At 60.1% G+C, this 18127-nt stretch carries 13 protein-coding genes and 3 tRNA genes; 8 read left to right on the forward strand and 8 right to left on the reverse strand.

The window, feature by feature from the left end; genetic code table 11:
- Positions 1–24: 24 nt before the first annotated feature.
- The 3 genes from gspN to gspD all read left to right on the forward strand — a co-directional run bounded on the left by gspN (position 25) and on the right by gspD (position 3804).
- Positions 25–819, forward strand: coding sequence for a type II secretion system protein N (gspN, locus tag LJ360_RS08125; protein WP_264995791.1), 795 nt, complete (start codon positions 25–27; stop codon positions 817–819).
- Positions 819–1664 (forward strand): type II secretion system protein N, encoded by an 846-nt coding sequence (locus LJ360_RS08130; RefSeq protein ID WP_264995792.1) that lies wholly within the window; start codon positions 819–821, stop codon positions 1662–1664. Before gspN ends, LJ360_RS08130 begins: the two co-directional genes overlap by 1 nt.
- A gap of 145 nt (positions 1665–1809) precedes the next feature.
- Entirely contained in the window at positions 1810–3804 is a 1995-nt protein-coding gene (gspD, locus tag LJ360_RS08135; RefSeq protein WP_264995793.1) for a type II secretion system secretin GspD, read from the forward strand.
- A 45-nt stretch (positions 3805–3849) separates the two neighbouring features.
- Here the strand turns inward: gspD and LJ360_RS08140 are convergent, their stop codons facing one another.
- From LJ360_RS08140 to purE, 6 genes are all read right to left on the reverse strand, one after another.
- Entirely contained in the window at positions 3850–5847 is a 1998-nt protein-coding gene (locus LJ360_RS08140; RefSeq protein WP_264995794.1) for a M48 family metallopeptidase, read from the reverse strand.
- A 178-nt stretch (positions 5848–6025) separates the two neighbouring features.
- Positions 6026–6613, reverse strand: a complete 588-nt coding sequence (locus LJ360_RS08145) for a LemA family protein (protein WP_091849676.1) — start codon at positions 6611–6613, stop codon at positions 6026–6028.
- A 23-nt stretch (positions 6614–6636) separates the two neighbouring features.
- Positions 6637–8727: a putative bifunctional diguanylate cyclase/phosphodiesterase gene (locus LJ360_RS08150; protein WP_264995795.1), complete on the reverse strand. Its 2091-nt coding sequence runs from the start codon at positions 8725–8727 to the stop codon at positions 6637–6639.
- Between the two features lie 259 nt (positions 8728–8986).
- On the reverse strand, positions 8987–9565 hold the full coding sequence (gene sodB / locus LJ360_RS08155; protein WP_091849680.1) for a superoxide dismutase [Fe]: 579 nt from the start codon (positions 9563–9565) through the stop codon (positions 8987–8989).
- A gap of 215 nt (positions 9566–9780) precedes the next feature.
- Positions 9781–10902, reverse strand: coding sequence for a 5-(carboxyamino)imidazole ribonucleotide synthase (locus LJ360_RS08160; RefSeq protein WP_264995796.1), 1122 nt, complete (start codon positions 10900–10902; stop codon positions 9781–9783).
- A 56-nt stretch (positions 10903–10958) separates the two neighbouring features.
- Positions 10959–11447, reverse strand: a complete 489-nt coding sequence (gene purE, locus LJ360_RS08165; protein ID WP_091849684.1) for a 5-(carboxyamino)imidazole ribonucleotide mutase — start codon at positions 11445–11447, stop codon at positions 10959–10961.
- 266 nt (positions 11448–11713) lie between these two features.
- Here purE and LJ360_RS08170 point away from each other — a divergent pair, with 266 nt between their 5' ends.
- From LJ360_RS08170 to LJ360_RS08190, 5 genes are all read left to right on the forward strand, one after another.
- Positions 11714–12688, forward strand: a complete 975-nt coding sequence (locus LJ360_RS08170) for a hypothetical protein (protein WP_264995797.1) — start codon at positions 11714–11716, stop codon at positions 12686–12688.
- A gap of 180 nt (positions 12689–12868) precedes the next feature.
- Positions 12869–12944, forward strand: a tRNA-Val gene (locus LJ360_RS08175).
- 71 nt (positions 12945–13015) lie between these two features.
- Positions 13016–13092 (forward strand) — tRNA-Asp (locus LJ360_RS08180).
- Positions 13093–13104: 12 nt separating this feature from the next.
- Positions 13105–13180, forward strand: a tRNA-Val gene (locus tag LJ360_RS08185).
- Between the two features lie 204 nt (positions 13181–13384).
- Entirely contained in the window at positions 13385–13801 is a 417-nt protein-coding gene (locus LJ360_RS08190; protein WP_245742508.1) for a fibronectin type III domain-containing protein, read from the forward strand.
- On the opposite strand, the gene LJ360_RS08195 is transcribed toward LJ360_RS08190, so the two are convergent.
- Entirely contained in the window at positions 13798–16401 is a 2604-nt protein-coding gene (locus tag LJ360_RS08195; RefSeq protein ID WP_264995798.1) for a CHASE2 domain-containing protein, read from the reverse strand. The two genes, LJ360_RS08190 and LJ360_RS08195, sit on opposite strands and share 4 nt — an antisense overlap.
- A gap of 68 nt (positions 16402–16469) precedes the next feature.
- Positions 16470–18125 (reverse strand): FecR domain-containing protein, encoded by a 1656-nt coding sequence (locus tag LJ360_RS08200; RefSeq protein ID WP_264995799.1) that lies wholly within the window; start codon positions 18123–18125, stop codon positions 16470–16472.
- Positions 18126–18127: the final 2 nt, after the last annotated feature.

Here is an 18127-nt window from a genome sequence, read left to right on the forward strand (position 1 = left end):
ATTCGCCGTGGCGCCCGAATAACAATGACAGATTCATCCAACCGATCCTTTATCAGACCTGCCAAGGTGATCCTCCTGGTATTGCTGGCGCTGCTTGTCTATGGCGTTGCCCTGGTAGTCTGGCTGCCGGCAGGCTGGGTCTGGGCGCAGGCGTCGTCTCATATCCAGCTGCCCCCGGGGATTTCTGTGCAACAGGTGTCCGGCACGCTCTGGAGCGGCGCTGCCCGGGTTGACGTGCAGCGCAAACCCGTCCGGGTAGACTGGCAGTTAGCCTGGCCTGATGTTATCGGATTGCGCCAGCCGGTGGCGCTGAGCCTTGAGACGGTGTCATCCAGGGTAGATGGAAACCTGACGCTGGGTTGGCCCGGGTCCCTGGTGGCAGATCTGTCCGGCCGCCTGCATGTTCCCGAGTTTGCTGACGTCATTCGTCAGAGCGGTGGTGCCCTGCTGGAAGGCGATGTGGTCATAGACCGGTTACGAGTGACAATGGCTGACAGGAGACTGGACAGCGCTGCCGGCCTGGCGCGCTGGCCTGGTGGCAATGTCAGCTGGCCCATGGGAGATCGTCGCCAGAGCGCGGTGTTCCCCCCAATGCAGGCGACCTTGACAGACTCCACCAGCGGCCTCTTGCTCAGAGTCAGTGAGCAAGGCAAGGCTGAGCCGGCGGCCGAAGCCGGCCTGGCGTTAAATGGAATGATGGATATCCGGGTGTACAAGCGCATGGTGGATTTGGCAGGTCAATCCTGGTCCGGCGCGGCACAGCCGGGTGATGTCATTTTTCAGGTCCAGCAACCGTTACTGCCAGGAGGACGATTCTGATGCCCCGGTCGCAACGGGCACGTGTGCCGGCATGGATTCCGCGGTGGCTGGCCAATCTGTTGCTGGCGGGGCTGGTGGTATACCTGGCCATTGTCCTGGGGTGGCTGACCTGGCAGGCGTTATGGAATGAACAGGGTATCGCGCCGTTGTATCAGTCTGGCTCGCCGGCCGCTAGCGGGGGCGCTTCAGTGAACGCACCGTTGGCGAGTTTCGAACTGTTCGGCCGCCCGACCAGCACCCAGCCGATTGCAAGGTCGGTGCGGGAGAGTGCTCCGGAAACCACTTTGCGGCTGTCGCTTGAAGGCGTGCTGGTAGCGGCGCAGCCTGAGAACTCCGGTGCTATAGTCACAAGCGGAGGTAACGTTACTGCCCATTATAGGGTGGGTGACGTCTTGCAAGGTAATGCGGAACTTGTCGAGGTAGAGCCCGGGCGTATACTGATCCGGCGTCAGGGAGCCTATGAGTCGCTGACGTTCGACGACGATTTTGAAGGGACTGAACTGGTTTCCGAGGAGCCGGCCAGCACCGCAGACTCCCCAGGCGACTTTCTTGACCAGGCCCAGGCGCGGCTCGATAGCGAAGGTGCGAACGCGTTACTTGCATTCGGCCTTCGGCCGGTGGACGATGGCGGCTCCCAGGGGTATGTGTTTGATGGCTCCAACGCCATGTTGCGGGCGGTCAATCTCAGGGAAGGAGACGTGATTACCGCCATCAATGGTTACCCCTTGGGCGATCTTGAACAGGATCGCCAGTTACTGGAAACCCTGCGCTCGGAGCCTCAGGTGCAGGTAGAAGTGGAACGGGACGGTGCCCGCTTCACGGTGACCTATTCGTTGCCGCAGTAGGGGCGGCTGCGATTTCTTAAGCAAGGCCGGGGCGCAGTGTCTCCGGGTATACGCAGAAAGCTGGATGGCCCCTGGATGCCGGATGGCGAAACAGGATGATTCAGAGGCCCCGAAAGGCTTCACCGATACAGGACGCAATCATTGCATGACTAAGCTCACCACAAACCTCATGCGGGCCCTGGTTCTGGCCCTTTTGTTGCCACTGACGGCCATGGCGCAGGACTCCAGCGAAGGCACCTGGCGCCTTAACCTCAAGGACGCCGATATCCGCGCCTTTGTTACCCAGGTGGCAGACATTACCGGTTACAGCTTTGTGGTCGACCCCCGGGTCAAGGGCAAGGTTACCGTGCTTTCCAGTGCCCCCATGAACAAGGACGAGATCTATGACCTGTTCCTGGCCGTCCTCCAGGTTCATGGCTTTACGGCGATTCCCGGCGAAGAGGTTATCAAGGTTATCCAGCAGGTGGATGCCAAGCAGAATGCCGAAGACCTCACCCGGTTTGAACAAACGCCCAGCGAACAACTGGTCACCCGTGTTATTGCTGTCAATAACGCCAACGCCCTTGAACTGGTACCCATTCTTCGGCCGCTGGTTGCCAAGTACGGGCACCTGGCTGGAGTGGCTGCGGCCAATGCCCTTATCGTCAGCGACCATGAGAACAACATTCGTCGCATCGAGAACATTGTCCGCGACCTGGACAGCCCGGCGGAATACGAAGTGGAAGTTATCCAGCTTGAAGAGGCCTGGGTGGGGGATATGGTGACCCTGCTACAGGAGCTGGCGCCGGATGAGCTTGGTCGCGCTGGCGGTGGTGGTGAATCTCCCTCCCGCAAATTCAGCGTGACTGCCGATGAGCGCAGTAATCGCCTGATTCTCCGGGGAGACAAGAACTTCCGGGACAAGATGCGGAACCTGATTCGCCAGCTGGACCAGCCGTCGGCGTCGGGCGGCACCACCAAGGTTGTCCGGCTCAACCACGGTGACGCCAAGAACCTTACTGAAATCCTTGAAGGGGTCATGGGCGAAGTGGTCCGTGAGGCTGAGGGCGAGGGCGGCAGCGGAGGCAATACCCGCCGGCGTAACAGTACCGGTTTCTCGGTGTTCGCTGATGAGGGCCTGAATGCGCTGGTGCTTCGCGGCGAACCGTCCATGATGCAGGAAGCGGAGATGATTATCTCCCAGCTGGATGTGCGCCGGGCCCAGGTAATGATCGAAGCGGCCATTGTCGAGATCAGTGATCAGCTGGGTAGCGACCTGGGCGTACAATTTGCCGTAGGCGATGAAGGTGGCTCGTCGACACCGGTCATCGGGAGTAACTTTAATAACGTCGGGCGCAGCATTGGTGACGTTATCAGTGCCATTCTGTCGGACAGCGTGATTACTCCCGCGGTGGGCGGTATTACCATAGGTGCCGGCCAACGTGACCGTGACGGTATTACCTGGGGTGTCCTGTTACAGGCACTGTCCACCTCGGCAGCGGCCAATCTGCTGTCCACTCCCAGCATCATTACCCTGGATAACCAGGAATCGGAGATTATTGTCGGCCAGAACGTACCTTTCAGGACCGGCCAGCAGGCCACGGCCGGAGACGGCCTGAGTAACCCGTTTACCACTATTGAGCGCCGGGATATCGGTCTGACCCTGAAGGTCACCCCGAGTATCAGTGACGATGGCCTGGTGCGCCTGGTAGTGGAGCAGACCACCGAGGATGTGGCTGACAGCGTGGAGAACGCATCGGATATTGTCACCAACAAACGGGAAATCAAGACGACGGTCCTGGCGGACGATGGTGAGACCATCGTGCTGGGTGGCCTCATCAACGACAACCTGCGTGTTAACAAGAGCAAGGTGCCCCTGCTGGGTGATATCCCGATCCTCGGCAGGCTGTTCTCCTCCGAGTCTGAGACTCGGGAGAAGCGTAACCTGCTGGTGTTCCTGCGACCCACTATCATGCTGGACAAGGCCAAGACTGCCGAGGTCACAGGTGAGAAATACCAGGGCTTGTGGGACATTAATCTCGGCGTCCGAGAGAAGCTCGGCCTGCCGGACGAAAAGGACCCTCCCCCCATCGAAAGTATGTTCAAGGGCAAGCAGGGCATGGTGGAAGAGGATGTTGACGCCCTGGACGAGGCTTCCTGAATCCGGACGCCAGGCCTGGATCGTAATCTGAAATAGATAACGCCATCAGTTCAGCTGATGGCGTTTTTTTATCCTGGCAAAGGGTGGCGCGGGGGATTTTGGCGCCGGTGTGCCTCGCAGCAGGGGTAAGGGGATGTCCAGCTGGTCAGCGACAAGCCTGAGGAGTTCATATTCCCTGGCTTCTACCTGCCCGTCATGCTGTACGCACTGTGCACAGGCGTCCAGGACCGCCGGCTTCAGCAAGGGTGACAGCTGGTTCAGGCGTTTGAGGGAACTACTCAGCGATGCCACCGTGGCTCTTGGGAAAAGCACCGGGCTTGAGCCCCGCTGTCCTCTGATGAAGCTGGCGATGACCTGCTGGTGCAGTTGCTTCGCTTCCTGGTCATTGGAGGTGCCGGCGCGGGCCATAAGGCTGAACAGCAGGCTCAGGTCCGTCTCCACCGCCTTATAGTTGCGATAACGCACCGGTACCACCCGGCCGGCATCGGATGCGAGATGGCGTTTCAGGAAGCTGTGCAGGGCAAATTCGAACAGGGTAACCCGGCTGTCCGCCTGGACGATTTCGGCCACCCGTTTCACCAATGCCAGGCGCTCATCCGGATCCAGCTTTCGCAGGGCCGGCATAGCCAGCTCCAGGGCCGGCAGGCGTATGGCGTCGCTCTCCCTGAGCAGGGTGGGCATGATCTTGCCGACCAGGTCAGGGCGCGGTCGCAGGACCAGATGCTCCTCCGGGAAGTTCAACATACCGTCTGCCGATGCCTGGGGCAGGTCCCGGGTGAGCAGTGCGTATACCAGCTGAACGGCTCCTGCCCGGGTGTATAGCAGTTCACGTAGGTTTGCAGGGAGGCGGGCCAGGAGCTGGCTCGCGTACTGCTCGGTGCCGGGAGTGACCGTTCCTGCGCTGGCAGTTATGGAACTGAGGTGGTCACCGGTGCCTGTGCCGCCAAAACCGCTGGCGCCCCGGGGGGTGGCGGCCTGTTCCGCGTGCTGTGAGGCCCCGTATTCAGCTGGCTGGTCCCGAAGCCGGCTTCGGAGTCGGGTTATCAGTCCCGGTTGGATGGCTTCAATACGTTCGTCGATGGGCGGGTGGGAGCCCAACAGCCTGCTGAACGCCATTTTGGTGGTTTCGCCAAAGCACATGTGATTCATGTCGCTGGCATGGCTGGTGCTCTGGAAGTAGCCACTGGTAAGCCCGATCTTGTAGAGGGCTCCGCCGATGCCTTCGGGGTTGCGCGTGAACTGCACCGACGATGCGTCGGCCAGTCGCTCCCGTTCCCGGGACACGGCGGCCTGGATAAGGCGCCCGAAGAATACCCCCACGTAGCCAATGACTGTAAGTGCCAGGGCAACGATGAGTATCACGCCCTGGCCGTTATTACGACCGCGTGAGCTGCTGACATGGGTGCGCCCACTGGCACTGTGAAGCAGGAAGGTGCCAATCTGGCCAATGGCGAGGATGCCGGCCAGCAGTGCGATCAGTCGGACGTTGATGCGCATGTCGCCATTGAGTATGTGGCTGAATTCGTGGCCAATAACGCCCTGGAGTTCGTCCCTGCTGAGTTGGGTGAGGGCTCCGTGAGTCACCACCATGACGGCTTCGTTGGGGCTGTAGCCGGCGACGAAGGCGTTTATGCCGGTTTCGTGGTCCATAACGTAGAGCTGGGGTACGGGGACGCCGCTGGCGATGGCCATTTCTTCGACCACGTTTCGGTAGCGGCGTTCGTCGGAGTCCTGGCTGGCTGGATCGAGTAGCCTTGCTCCGACCATGTTGGCGACGCGGTCCCCGCCTCCGGCCAGGTCGATCCAGCGGATGGCGGAGGCGCCCGTTATAAGCAGGACGACGACGGTGGCGGTCATGAGCCCGTGGTAGCTCATCAGCCACTGGTGGAAGGGCAGGCTGGTGGTTTCGCTGCGGGTGACGAAGTAGCCTACCACGCAGACGGCCAGGGCGATGAGGGTGACGGCTATGGCGAACAGGAAGACCAGTAAGGCGGTATTGCGTTTGGCGTTGGCCTGGCGTTCGAAGAATCCTTTTTTGGCCATATCTTACATTCCGGGGAAGACAAACTGGCGGGCTTGGGTGGCGGGCCAGGGCCCCGGTATCGCTTTCCCGGACACGCCGTGAATCCATCCATGGAGGCTCTTCAAAAACGTCCCTGTTTTTGAAGGTCCGGGAAAGCGATACCGGGGCCCTGTCCTCATGCTGTGGTGCAGGCTTCCATTAAAACGAAACCTTTGGTGCGGTCCGCGCCTCGAGGGTCTCCAGCTCCAATTGCGCCGTAGGCTTGAACGAGAACAACCCGGCTACGATGTTGTTGGGGAACTTCTCCCGGTGGATGTTGTAGCTCATCACGCTGTCGTTATAGGCCTGGCGGGCGAAGGCAACGCGATTTTCGGTACTGGAAAGCTCTTCCATCAGTTGCTGGACGGTTTCGTTGGCCTTGAGGTCCGGATAGTTCTCCGCCACCGCATAGAAGTTGGCCAGGGCCTTGTCCAGCAGGCCTTCTGCCATGCCGAGCTTTTTCATCTTGCCCGCTTCGCCGGGATCCGTCGCGGCGTCCTTCTGGGCGTTCACAGCGCCATTTCGGGCTTCCATGACTTCAGTAAGGGTGCCCCGTTCGTGGCTCATGTAGGCCTTGGCTGATTCTACGAGATTGGGGATGAGGTCGTGGCGACGTTGTAGCTGGACATCGATCTGGGCGAAGCCGTTTTTGAACTGGTTGCGGTAGGAGACCAGCTGGTTGTAGATGGCGATGATGTAGATAACGACAACGGCGATTACGGCGAGGCCGATGAGGGTGGAGGTCATAGTGGGTCCGTTCCTGGTTGGATTCAGCGGTTATATTGCGGATTGTCCACGTTTTCCTCAAGTTTGCCGTGGAATTGCGCCACAAATTCCCGAAAAGCTTCCGGCGTCAGTGGGCGGCTGAAGTGGTAACCCTGTGCAATCTGGCAGCCGCGCTGGCGAAGGTAGAATTCCTGTTCGTGGGTTTCGACGCCCTCAGCGATAACCGACAGGTTGAGGCTCTTGCCAAGATCGATGATGGTGTTGGCGATGCGGGTGTCGTCGTCGTTGGTGAGCAGGTCCTGGACGAACTGTTTGTCGATCTTGATATGCTGGACCGGCATGCGCTTGAGGTAGGTGAGCGACGAGTAGCCGGTGCCGAAGTCGTCTACAGCGATGCTGATTCCGGCCCCGTTGAGCTGTCGAAGTTTCTCGACGGCGTCTTCCAGGTTTTCCATGAAACCGGTTTCGGTGATTTCCAGCTCCAGCCGGCCCGGGGGAATTTCGTGGCGGCCCAGGGTGGCCAGGATGGTGCCGACGATGTCGGGCTGGCGGAGCTGCACCGCTGACAGGTTGACGGCAATGCGCAGGGGCATGCCGCTGGCGGCCCAGGCAGCTGCTTGGCGGCAGGATTCGTCGAGTACCCATTGCCCGATTTCAACAATGGTACCGTTGAGTTCGGCCACCGGGATGAAATGGTCGGGCGGCACCATGCCACGGTCTGGGTGGGACCACCGGAGTAGTGCTTCTGCACCGATGATGCGGTTGCTCTGAAGGCTGATCTGGGGCTGGTACACCAGGTGGAATTCGCCCCGGCCAAGTGCCTGGGCCAGGTCTTTCTCCAGTTGTTTGCGGGCGCGGATTTCCTGGTCGACACTGGCGATGTAAAAGCGGCTGTGATTGTTTGCCTCGGCCTTGGCCAGGGTCATGGTGTGTTCAGCGTGCTGCAGCAGGTGGCCGGCTTCGTCGGCATCGGCCGGGTACATGGCGACACCGATGGTAGCGGTGATGTCGAGGGTGCTGCTGTTAACCTGGATCGGCTCCCTGAACAGTTGTAGCAGGCATTCAGACAGTTCGGCGGCTTCATACTGGTCTTCTACCGGGTTGGCGATGACGACGAACTGGTCACCGTTAAGTCGGCCGGCGAGTATCCTTTGGTGAGTGGATTGCTCGTTCAGGCGCTCTGCCAGCACCTGCAGTATCTGGTCGCCGGTTTTATAGCCGAGTTGTTCGTTGATGGATTTGAAATCATCGATGCCGCAGCAGTACACCGTCAGGTTGTCCCGGTTTCTTTTGCATTCGTCCAGGGCGTTCGTCAGTGACGAGAGGATAGTTTCCCGGCTCGGCAGGCCGGTTAGCTGGTCGTAGCGGGTCAGCCTGTTAGCCCTGTTTTCCGCATCCTGGTGTTTTCGGTGGGTGTCTTCGATGGCGACCAGGAGGTGATTGATGGCACGCACGAGGATGTCCAGTTCATCGCCCTGGTGACTTCTCGGCCGTTGCAGCAAGTGCCGGTCCGGGTGTACTGGATCAACGTGGACCAATGACCGGACCAGGTTCTGCAGGGGTTTCGTAATCAGCCAGTAGACCACCGTAAAGAGCACCAGCCCGACGATGATCGCGCGAATAATACCGACAAGTAAGGTCAGCGCCGAGCGTTCTACCCAGGCCTTGGCAGCAGGTGCGGTGTCATAGGTGAGTTCCAGTTCGCCGTAGATAACCGGGCGCATGGCCTGCGACAGGTCGCTGCGTTGGAGGTCTGCGGTATAGACACGGGTTTCACCGAAGATCCAGTCAGTGAGGCGGCGCCAGGGGGACTCACTCAGTGGTCGTTGATGACCGGCCAGTACTTCCCCTTCCGGATGCCGGATCGTCGCTTTCTGCAATTCGTCCTGGCCCAAGAGCCCGGAGACAACCTGGTTTCCCAGGGCTTCATCGAGGCTGAAGATCGCCTGGGTGGCAGCATCCCGGACAAGCTCTATCGTTTGCTCGGCATGACGGTCCACTTCCGCGGACACCCGGCGGGCGTCAGTGATTATCTGCACCACGCTCAGCAGGATACCGGCCAGGATGGCAGCAGACAGCACCCAGCGGAGCATGCGGGAGCCGAGTCGTCGTTCCAGTTGAAAGTCTTCGGTCATCGTTGTCGCATTGTGATGAGTTCGCCTGGTTCCGTTGTTTTTTTGATACAGCACACTAATGATTCAGTATGGACCAGATCTCGTTGTTTGCACTGACCAGATAACCATTTTTTCAGAATAGTGCAGTAGGTGGTGTTTCAATTTGTTAAGGAGGGGACAGGATGCTCGGTTCTGGTGTCGCTTAAACAAAAAGCCCGCACGGTGGCGGGCTTTCCGGGGTGCCGCTGGTCAGGCACCGGTGATACCGAAAACGGCAGGATCAGGCCAGGTTTTCGTTCACGAAATCCCAGTTTACCAGGTTCCAGAAGGCTTCCAGGTAGTTGGGACGGCTGTTGCGGTAGTCGATGTAGTAGGCGTGCTCCCACACATCCACAGTCAGGACTGGCTTGTCCGGGCCGGTCAGCGGAGTTTCAGCGTTGCTGGTGTTGGCGATGGCTACTGAGCCGTCGGCCTTCTTTACCAGCCAGGTCCAGCCTGAACCGAAGTTGTTGGCGGCCTTGTCGTTAAACTCTTTCTTGAAGTCTTCGAAGGAGCCAAAAGCTTTCTCGATAGCTTCCTTGGCTGCTCCGGTGGGCTCACCACCGCCGTTGGGGCTCAGGCAGTGCCAGTAGAAGGTATGGTTCCAGACCTGAGCGGCGTTATTGAACAGCGGGCCGCTGGCGCTCTTGATGATGTCTTCCAGGGACTTGTTGGCATCATCAGTACCTTCAACCAGGCCATTGAGCTTGGTGACGTAGGTGTTGTGGTGCTTGCCGTAATGGTATTCCAGAGTTTCTTCGGAGATGTGCGGTTCCAGTGCGTTCTTGGCATATGGAAGTGCGGGAAGTTCAAAAGCCATGAGGTCGTTCTCCCTGGTTTCTCTCAGTATTTCAGGGGTCGTTGATACCCCCGATGAGCGTTTATAGCGCGTTGGTGTTGCAGTGATACTGCGTTACAACAGCACTTGTTTGTAACTCTGCAACCATCAAGTATCGGGCCTGCTTGATTTTTTCAAGGGCAGCCGGCTAAAACTTTACGCGGGCGCGCCGGCCCCGGATTAACGATGGTCCGGGTTTACACGGCACTCCGGGTCAGTGAGCAGTCCAGTTCCGGGCTGCCGGGCAGGAACTGGGCGACGTTGCGTACCCGCCATTTGAGCTCTTCATAACTGTCTGCCAGCACGTTGACGTGGCCAAGCTTGCGCCCCGGGCGCTCTTCCTTGGCGTAGAGGTGCAGGTGGGCGTATGGCAGCTCGAGTATGCGGTTGATTTCTCCGTGTTCGCCGATGATGTTCACCATACAGCTGAGGCCCCGTGCGGCGGTATTGCCAAGTGGATGGCCGGCAACCGCGCGGATATGGTTCTCGAACTGGCTGGTCATGGCGCCTTCCATGGTCCAGTGGCCCGAGTTATGGACACGGGGGGCCATTTCGTTGGCGACAAGCCCATCTGCGGTTTCAAACAACTCAAGTGCCAGTACGCCGACGTAATCCAGCTCATTGAGCAAGGCGCGGATGTAGCCGTCGGCCTTTTCTTCCAGTTCACGGCTCAGGCTCGGTGCCGGTGCGATGGAGTACCGCAGGATGCCCTCATGGTGGACATTTTCCGCAATGGGGTAAAAAGCGACGTCACCGTCGGTGCCACGTACGGCGATGATCGAGACTTCCCGAGTGAACTCGACAAACTTTTCCACCATCAGGCGGTCGTGTCCGATGGCATTCCAGGCCTGTTCGGCGTCTTCCGGGCTACGCAGGACAGCCTGGCCCTTGCCGTCGTAGCCTTCGGTATTGGACTTGGCGACGACCGGACAGCCAAGCCTTTCCGCTGCCTGGCGCAGGGCGTCCGCGCTGTCGGCCATACGCCACTGGGGGGTGGGTATGCCCAGGTTGCCGAACAACGTCTTTTCAGCTTCCCGGTTCTGGCAAACCTGAAGGGCGCGGGGTACCGGGTGTACCGGCTTGCTCTCAGCGATCCTTTCGGCAATTGCTACGGGCAGGTGTTCGAATTCGTAGGTGACCACGTCCACCCTGGCCAGGAACTCATCCAGGTTGCTGCCTTCCTTGTCGATGATGACGTCACCAACCCCGGCGCTTGGATTGCCGGACATGTCGTAGAAGGTAAAGGTCTTGGCCAGTGGGTAGCCGGCCAGTGCGAGCATTCTTCCCAGTTGGCCTGCGCCTAGTACGCCAATTCTCATTCGGTTTCTCCTGGTAACGTTAACGCTTCGGAGTTCGGGTAGCGAAGTTGGCCTGGTCAGGGTCTCGGGTCCGGGTTGTCCAGGACTGTCTCGGTCTGGGTTGCCCTGAAAGCATCCACCGCTTGACGGACCTGGTTATCAAAGCTGCCGATGATCTGTGCCGCCAGCAGTCCGGCGTTGGTGGCGCCGGCGTTGCCGATGGCCAGGGTGCCTACCGCGACCCCTCCTGGCATCTGGACGATGGACAGCAGGGAGTCCAGGCCGTTCAGGGCCTTTGACTGTACGGGTACGCCCAGGACGGGTAACGATGTCTGGGACGCCACCATACCGGGCAGGTGGGCGGCACCGCCAGCGCCCGCGATGATCACTTTCAGGCCACGGTCCGACGCGCTCTTGGCGTAGTCAAACAGCAGGTCCGGTGTGCGATGGGCGGAAACCACCCGGGTCTCATAGCTGACGCCCAGTTTGTCGAGCATTTGGGCGGCATGTTCCATGGTGGGCCAGTCCGATTTGGAGCCCATGATGATGCCTACCAGCGGTTGCATAGTGGTGTCCCCGGCAATGAAGGTGTCGGCAGCGGGTATGCTGGCTTTTTATCCGGCTGGCTTGCCAGGTGCGTTGCCGGAGTGGGCCAGGCCCGTCGTCGGGAAAGCCCGCCATTTTAGGATCTGACTGTTCGCCATGCAAACCGATCCGACAGGTTTCGATGTTGCTGGCCGGTTGGTCATGGTGCACGGGAGCCGATATGATCACACGCCATTGTATAGTTATGTTTCCAGCATGCGTGCAGTTGACTGATCCAGGAGACGTTATGGATTCGATTCGCCCCGATGAAGATGAGCTTCGCGCCCGGGAGCCGATTACCGGGAAGGGTGGCAAGGCGACAGTTCCGCCAGGGGAGGGTAAGCACCCCAAGGGTGGACGTAATGGTGGCACCCCTCCACCGCCTCGCAAGGTCGAAGGCTCCGGCGGTTCCGGCCGTGGGGTCACCTGGTTACTGGTGTTGCTGTTGTTGGTCAGTGCCGGTGTTGCCGGCTGGTTTGGCTGGCATATGCAGCAGAAGCTTTCTGCAATGGAAAATCAATTGGAAGAGGCCGATTACTGGAGCCGGCAAAGCAAGCTGGCGCTGGCGCGGTTCGAGGGGGACCTGTCCGAGACCGGGGAGAACCTGGAGGAGACGGGGTCGTCCATGGAGGAGCGATTGACAGAGGTTGGCCAGACACTGGGAGAGGTCAATGACGAAATTCGCAAACTCTGGGTTCTGGCCAATGACAAGAACCGGCCCCGGATCGAGGCGCTTGGGGAGCAGCAGGAAGCATTGAGCGGGCGCCTGGAAACCCTGGCCACCGGCTTGTCCGATACCGAGGCGTCGGTCGTCACGGTGACGGATGAACTCGATAGTCTCAGCGCCACGGTGGAACAGGCCGGGCAACGCCAGGGGGAGCTTGCGACGTCGGTGGAAGCCGTGGAACAGGACATCGGTGATGTTCAGCAGCGGGTAGCCTCTCTGGCGAATGACATGGAAGGCGTCGATGAACGGGTGAGTCAGCAATTGACCCGGTTCCGCCAGGAACAGTCCCTGACCATTGAGGGGCTGGAAAGTCGCATACAGTCCCTGGAGTCCGGGGACGGTCGGGTGGCTGAGCTCAGCCGGCAGTTGTCGGCCACTCGCAGCCGGCTCAGTGAGGCGGAACAGACGCTGGAATCGGTGGACGCTTCCCGGGCCCAGCTGACGTCGCGGCTCGTCCGTTTGCAACAGCAGGTTGACCAGCTCAGGGCACAATAGAGGAGTTCGTGTAAATCACGGAATTGGTTGGAAATTAGACGGCTTCAGAGGTGGTGGAAAAAATTCATGGAAATTTCCCGGAAACATTTGACACCGCCTCAGAAATACTTAAAATGCGCGTCTCACTTGGTTGATGAACACGGCGACACGCCGGCAACGTCAACCGGGTGACCCGGAGATGGGTGGTTAGCTCAGCTGGGAGAGCATCGCCCTTACAAGGCGAGGGTCGCAGGTTCGATCCCTGCACCACCCACCATTTCCGGACTGCTGGCTCACCCCGGTCAGCAGTGGTTGGCAGAAAGGCACCGGTCTTTTTGTTGACGATGCGGAGCGGTAGTTCAGCTGGTTAGAATACCGGCCTGTCACGCCGGGGGTCGCGGGTTCGAGTCCCGTCCGCTCCGCCATTTTTCCTTCCCGGGTGGTTAGCTCAGCTGGGAGAGCATCGCCCTTACAAGGCGAGGGTCGCAGGTTCGATCCCTGCACCACCCACCATTTTTACTGCTTCTTATTCTCGGATTTCGTGGCGCCCGTGACCGGGTTGTTCGCGTTTCTGGCTTACTCGTCGTTACCCCTCGTTACTGGATCTTACAATTTTTCCGTCATTGATGACCTGAACGACGACTTTGTTCACAAAGTCAGCCGCAATCATTTTGTAAAATAATGAAAAATCAACCAGCAGTAGACGGAGCCGTATAGATGCATTCAGCCAGTCCGGGATTTTCAGGGGCTGCCTTTGCCGCTTTATTTAGTGTAATCGTACTGGCCGGGTGCGGGGGCGGCGGCTCCAGCGCCAGTTCCGGAACGGCTAACGAATCCTATGTCGCGGAGGCCAACAGCTCCGGTGGCGAGGCGGTGTATCTTAGCTGGCTGGCACCCGCACAGCGGGTTAACGGCGAGCAGCTCAGCTACCAGACCGATATCGATGGCTACATCGTACGGTATGGGCAGAGTCCGTCGGAGTTGGACCAGCAGGCAGTGGTTGATTGTGAGGTGCTTGAATGTGGCTACAATGTCAACGGACTGTCATCCGGCACCTGGTACTTCGCTGTGCAAACGGTTGACAGTAACGGTCTGATCAGCGCGCCCAGTGCACCGGTGTCACGGACTCTCTAATCCCCTCTGCCATCCCGGCTTTCGTCGGGATGATCGGCCACCGGTAATTTGAGCGTGAAGGCCGATCCCTCGCCTTCCTTCGATTCAACGGCAATCTCGCCCTTGTGCTTTTCCACCACGACGCTTACGAAAGACAGCCCTAGACCGACGCCGTGCTTGCCAGCGAGTTCGCTGCTTTTCTGGCGCTGGAAGCGATCGAACAGTGTTGGCAGTTCTGAGGCTGCGATTCCTGGCCCCTCGTCGGTCACGGTCAGGCAGGCCTGGTGGCCGGCGCGGAATACCTGCATGGTCACTGCAGTACCCGGTTCCGAGTACTGGACCGCATTGGTCAGCAGGTTGATGACCGCCCTTTCCAGAAGCTCCGCATTGCCTCTGAGCCACAGGTCATCGTTCCCCAGCAGGACCAGCTTGATGCTCTTCTCCAGCGCCTGCTCACTGACACTGTCACGGGCGTTCTCGACAATCGACAGGAACTCACAGTCGTAGAACCGCGTTTCGGTTAGCTGTTCCGCCCGGGCCAGCTGTACGAATTCTTCCGCGAGATGGTAACTGCGACGGGCCAGCTTGCGGAGCTGGTCCAGTTGCTCAACCTGGACTTCACCGGGGCGACGCTTCAGTTGTTCGATCAATGCCAGCTGGGAAACCAGCGGGGAGCGGACATCGTGGGAGATAAAGTCGATGGCCTCCCGGTGCTGGCGCTGCTGTTCACGCAGTTCGGAAATGTCAGAGATATTGGCAATAATGCCGTTCTGGTTGCTGTCCGGCAGCAGGAAGGGCGCAAAGTGGATCAGGAAGTCCCTCCCGTGCAGGCGCAGATCCACGGTACGGCTTTGTTGCTGGGTCAGGGTGTCAGCCAGGGTTTCAGCCCAGCCGGGGCTGCGGGGGTCGTGGCCCTGAAGCAGCGTTGCCAGTGACATACTCTGCAGGCTTGGCTGGGGCTCGTTGAACCAGCGGGGAACGTGGCTGTTAGCGAACAGGATCAGGCCCAGCGGGTCGGTCACAATAATGCCGTCGGGCATGTGTTCGAAGCTGCGCCAGATAAAACCCTGTATATGATTGAGTTTCTGGGTCGCTTCCTGTGCGCGGTTAATCCGTGTGGAAAGGTTCTCACGGATCACCGCTACCGGTTCCCGATCCGGTGCCTGGAGGGTGAGTCGTCCCAGATAACGTTCTGCCGCGGCGCCGGCAAGGCCGGGTGGCAGCAGCAAGGCGAGGCGATACCGGTTATCTCCCCGGGTCAACGTAAGCCGGCTGACGCCCTGGTCGTGGTGCCAGGTGCCGGGCGAGCCTTGCCAGCCCGGATGACGATCTTCAGGGCGCAGGTTGTGTTGCTCCAGCACTTGGTTGTCTTCCATTAACAGCCAGCCGTCCGGGGTCAGCAGCGCCCGCAGGTTGGCGAGGATCTGCCGCGGGCTGCGGCTCCAGGTAGCTGGCAGGTGGAGCAGGTTACCCCGTTCCAGTTGGTCTATCTGCTGATTGAGGAAGTGGTTGGCCAGCGACAGCCGGCGTGCACTCCAGAGCGGGAATGCGATGACCACTACCAGCAGGGCATGGGCTATGGGTACCCAGAGGTTCAGCACAAGCAGGGTTGTTACTGCCCCGGTGACAATGGCCGTGAACATCAGGCAGGAAAACACGAAGGTGCCGCTGGGGCGCAACCGGGGCAGTACCAGAACCACCATCAGTACGGTCAGCAGTGACAGCCCTGCCATCCAGTATCGGGGCGCCTCCCTGATGAGCTCCCCGCGCTGAGCAGCAGCCAGGGCGTTGGCATGGAATTCAACCCCGGACATGGGCTGGGCCAGTCCGGAGAATGGGGTCGGCAACACGTCGCCGAAGCCTGCGGCAGTGGCGCCAACCAATACGGTCTTGCCGTCCAGCCAGGGGTGGCCGGCAGGGTTGTCCAGCAAGTCACTGTACGACAGGGTGGTATAGGCCCCGCTTCGACCGGCCAGTGGGACCCGCCTGAACTCACGGCGTACGTTAACGTATGGGGGTGCCTGTTGTTCCGGGAAGGCCGTGGGCCCCCGGGATGGTTCACTGGCTCCTGCCTGTAATGCCATGGCTGGCCAGAGACTGTTGCCAAGGCCATTATAGAGATACAGCCCGCGGGCGATACCATCGGAGTCCAGTTCAACATGGGCGTGGCCGAGAGCAAAGGCGGCAGTGGCCAGGGTTGGAGTGGGCAGTTGCTCCCGGAAAAGGTCTGATTGACTGCCCGGTGCAAGGTAAAGCGGCAGAATGACACCACCGTGCTCGCGCATGGCGTCAGCCAGCACCGGGTCATCCGTTGTTGGTTCCGGAAAGAGGATATCCATCACGATGCGGTTCGCGCCGGCCGCTGTCAGGTTACGGATCAGACGGGCGTGTACTGCCCGGGGCCAGGGCCAGGGGCCGATTTCTGACAGGCTGTTCTCGTCAATGGCGACGATGACCACATCTTCGGAGCTGGCGGGGGGGAAGGCGGTCACCAGCGTGTCATACAGCCAGTTGTCGAGCCGCTGGGGCAGGGTGCTCAGCTGGAGCAGCAGCAGGATGCCGATGAGGGGCAGGGCTAGCGTCCAGGCTGAATGTCTGGTGATAAACCAATCCCTCTTCATGGGGCCTGCTGTGGTGCGTGGTGGATTCGGGCACTGCCAGTTTCCGGAAGTCCCGTCAGACAGTCGCCTTATTCTACATATAATTCTCTGCCAGGGCCCCACCGGCCCGCCATTGGACCTTCGGACACCGCCCGTAGCCGGACAAAATACCTCCTTCCGGGAATCAGGCGCAAGGCTGCGGTGGTGTCGTCCACGGTGGCCTCCTTGATTACGTCTTCGAACGCGGGGTCTTCAGAGAGCTGTAACAGATAGCCTGAAGCCTGGTCGATGGTTTCCCAGAAAATGCGCACTTGCCGATCCATGTAATTGGCGCTGAGTACCCGAACCGGCTCCAGGGTTCCATTGATCGTCAGTGCCCGGGCTTCGCTGGTGGCGACAGAGCTACCACCTGCCTCAGTGACCACACGCCAGTAATAGGCGCCGGCGTCCAGGGAGCGGTCAGGCGTGGCGATTTCTCGCTGGCTCCAGTCGCTGCTGGCCGCCAGGTTGGTAAAGTCAGGGTCCTGCGCTATTTCCACACGCGCCCGTTCGCTGTCGCCCTGGTAGCGCCACCGAAAGCGGGGCAGGTCGGTATCGAGCCGGGCATTTGCCGCGGGTTCGACCAGCTCAGCGGCGCGTGCAGAAAGGTCCACCTGCAGGTTTGCGCTGGCGGGCATGCCCTGGGTGCCTCCTGCTGAGAGAGAGGCTATTTCCAGGCGATAGTTACCGTTATCCAGGTCGGTCAGGGTCAGCTGGTTACCGCGGACCTGTTCACGGCGAACCCATTGTCCGGATTCATCGTCCACAATATCGACCTGGTACCGGTCGCCACTGCCGGGTTGCCAGCTAATGGTGCCGGGCAGGCTAGTGAGGGTGCCGGGCAGTTCAGCGAGCTTTGGTGCCGGTGGTAGTCGGCGAATCACAAGGTCGGTGGGGCCGGAACTGCTCACAGAGGCGGCAAAGCCAGCCGGAATTTCCCGGGTGGCACCGGGCCGGCCAAACTCCACCCGACCTTCGGTAACCTGCAAATGGCTACCCTGACGGTCGGTTTGCAGGGAGAATGCCGTACCCCTGACAGCGGCAATGGCCGAAGGGGTTTCAATCTCGAACCTGGCCCCCTCCTCGATCAGGGGATTGACCCGATTACTGAGTCCACCTCGCTCAAGGCGCATGCGGGTATCGGTCATGCCGGTCCGGCCATAGCGAGTAAGGCGGTTGAACACAACGGAGCTGGACGGGTTGATGCGAACGCTGGAGCCATCTGCCAGCTCTACGCTAACCACACCATCGCGGGTAATGATGGTGTCGCCGGCCCGGATGATGTCGCCGCCGCCAAGCCGGCGCAGCGAGCCACCACTGGACGAGCGCACCTGGGCATGGCCGCTGACGGCGATCACCCGCACAGGCTCTGGCTGCTGGCGCAGCCAGGCAATAGGGATACGTACGCGGTCGCCTTGCCGGAAGTGGCTGGATGAGGATGCGCCGTTGTAGCTGGCCAGCTGGCGGCCGGACACGTCGGCCCGGAGCAGCTCGCGGGCCACCCGGTCAAAGCTCTCACCGGGTTTCAGCGTGTAGGTCCACTCACTGCTGCCGCTGACGACACCCGGGGCCCGGGCCGAAGAGCCTTTGGTGACGGCAAGCTCGGCGCTTACCACTGCAGGCATCGCGGCTGACAGCAATGCCATGGCACACACCATGGCCAGGGCCGCGCGAACTCGTCGAATCATTTCGGCTACGGAATGCAACA

This window comes from Marinobacter sp. AN1, from assembly GCF_026013985.1.
Classification (GTDB): Bacteria; Pseudomonadota; Gammaproteobacteria; order Pseudomonadales; family Oleiphilaceae; genus Marinobacter; species Marinobacter segnicrescens.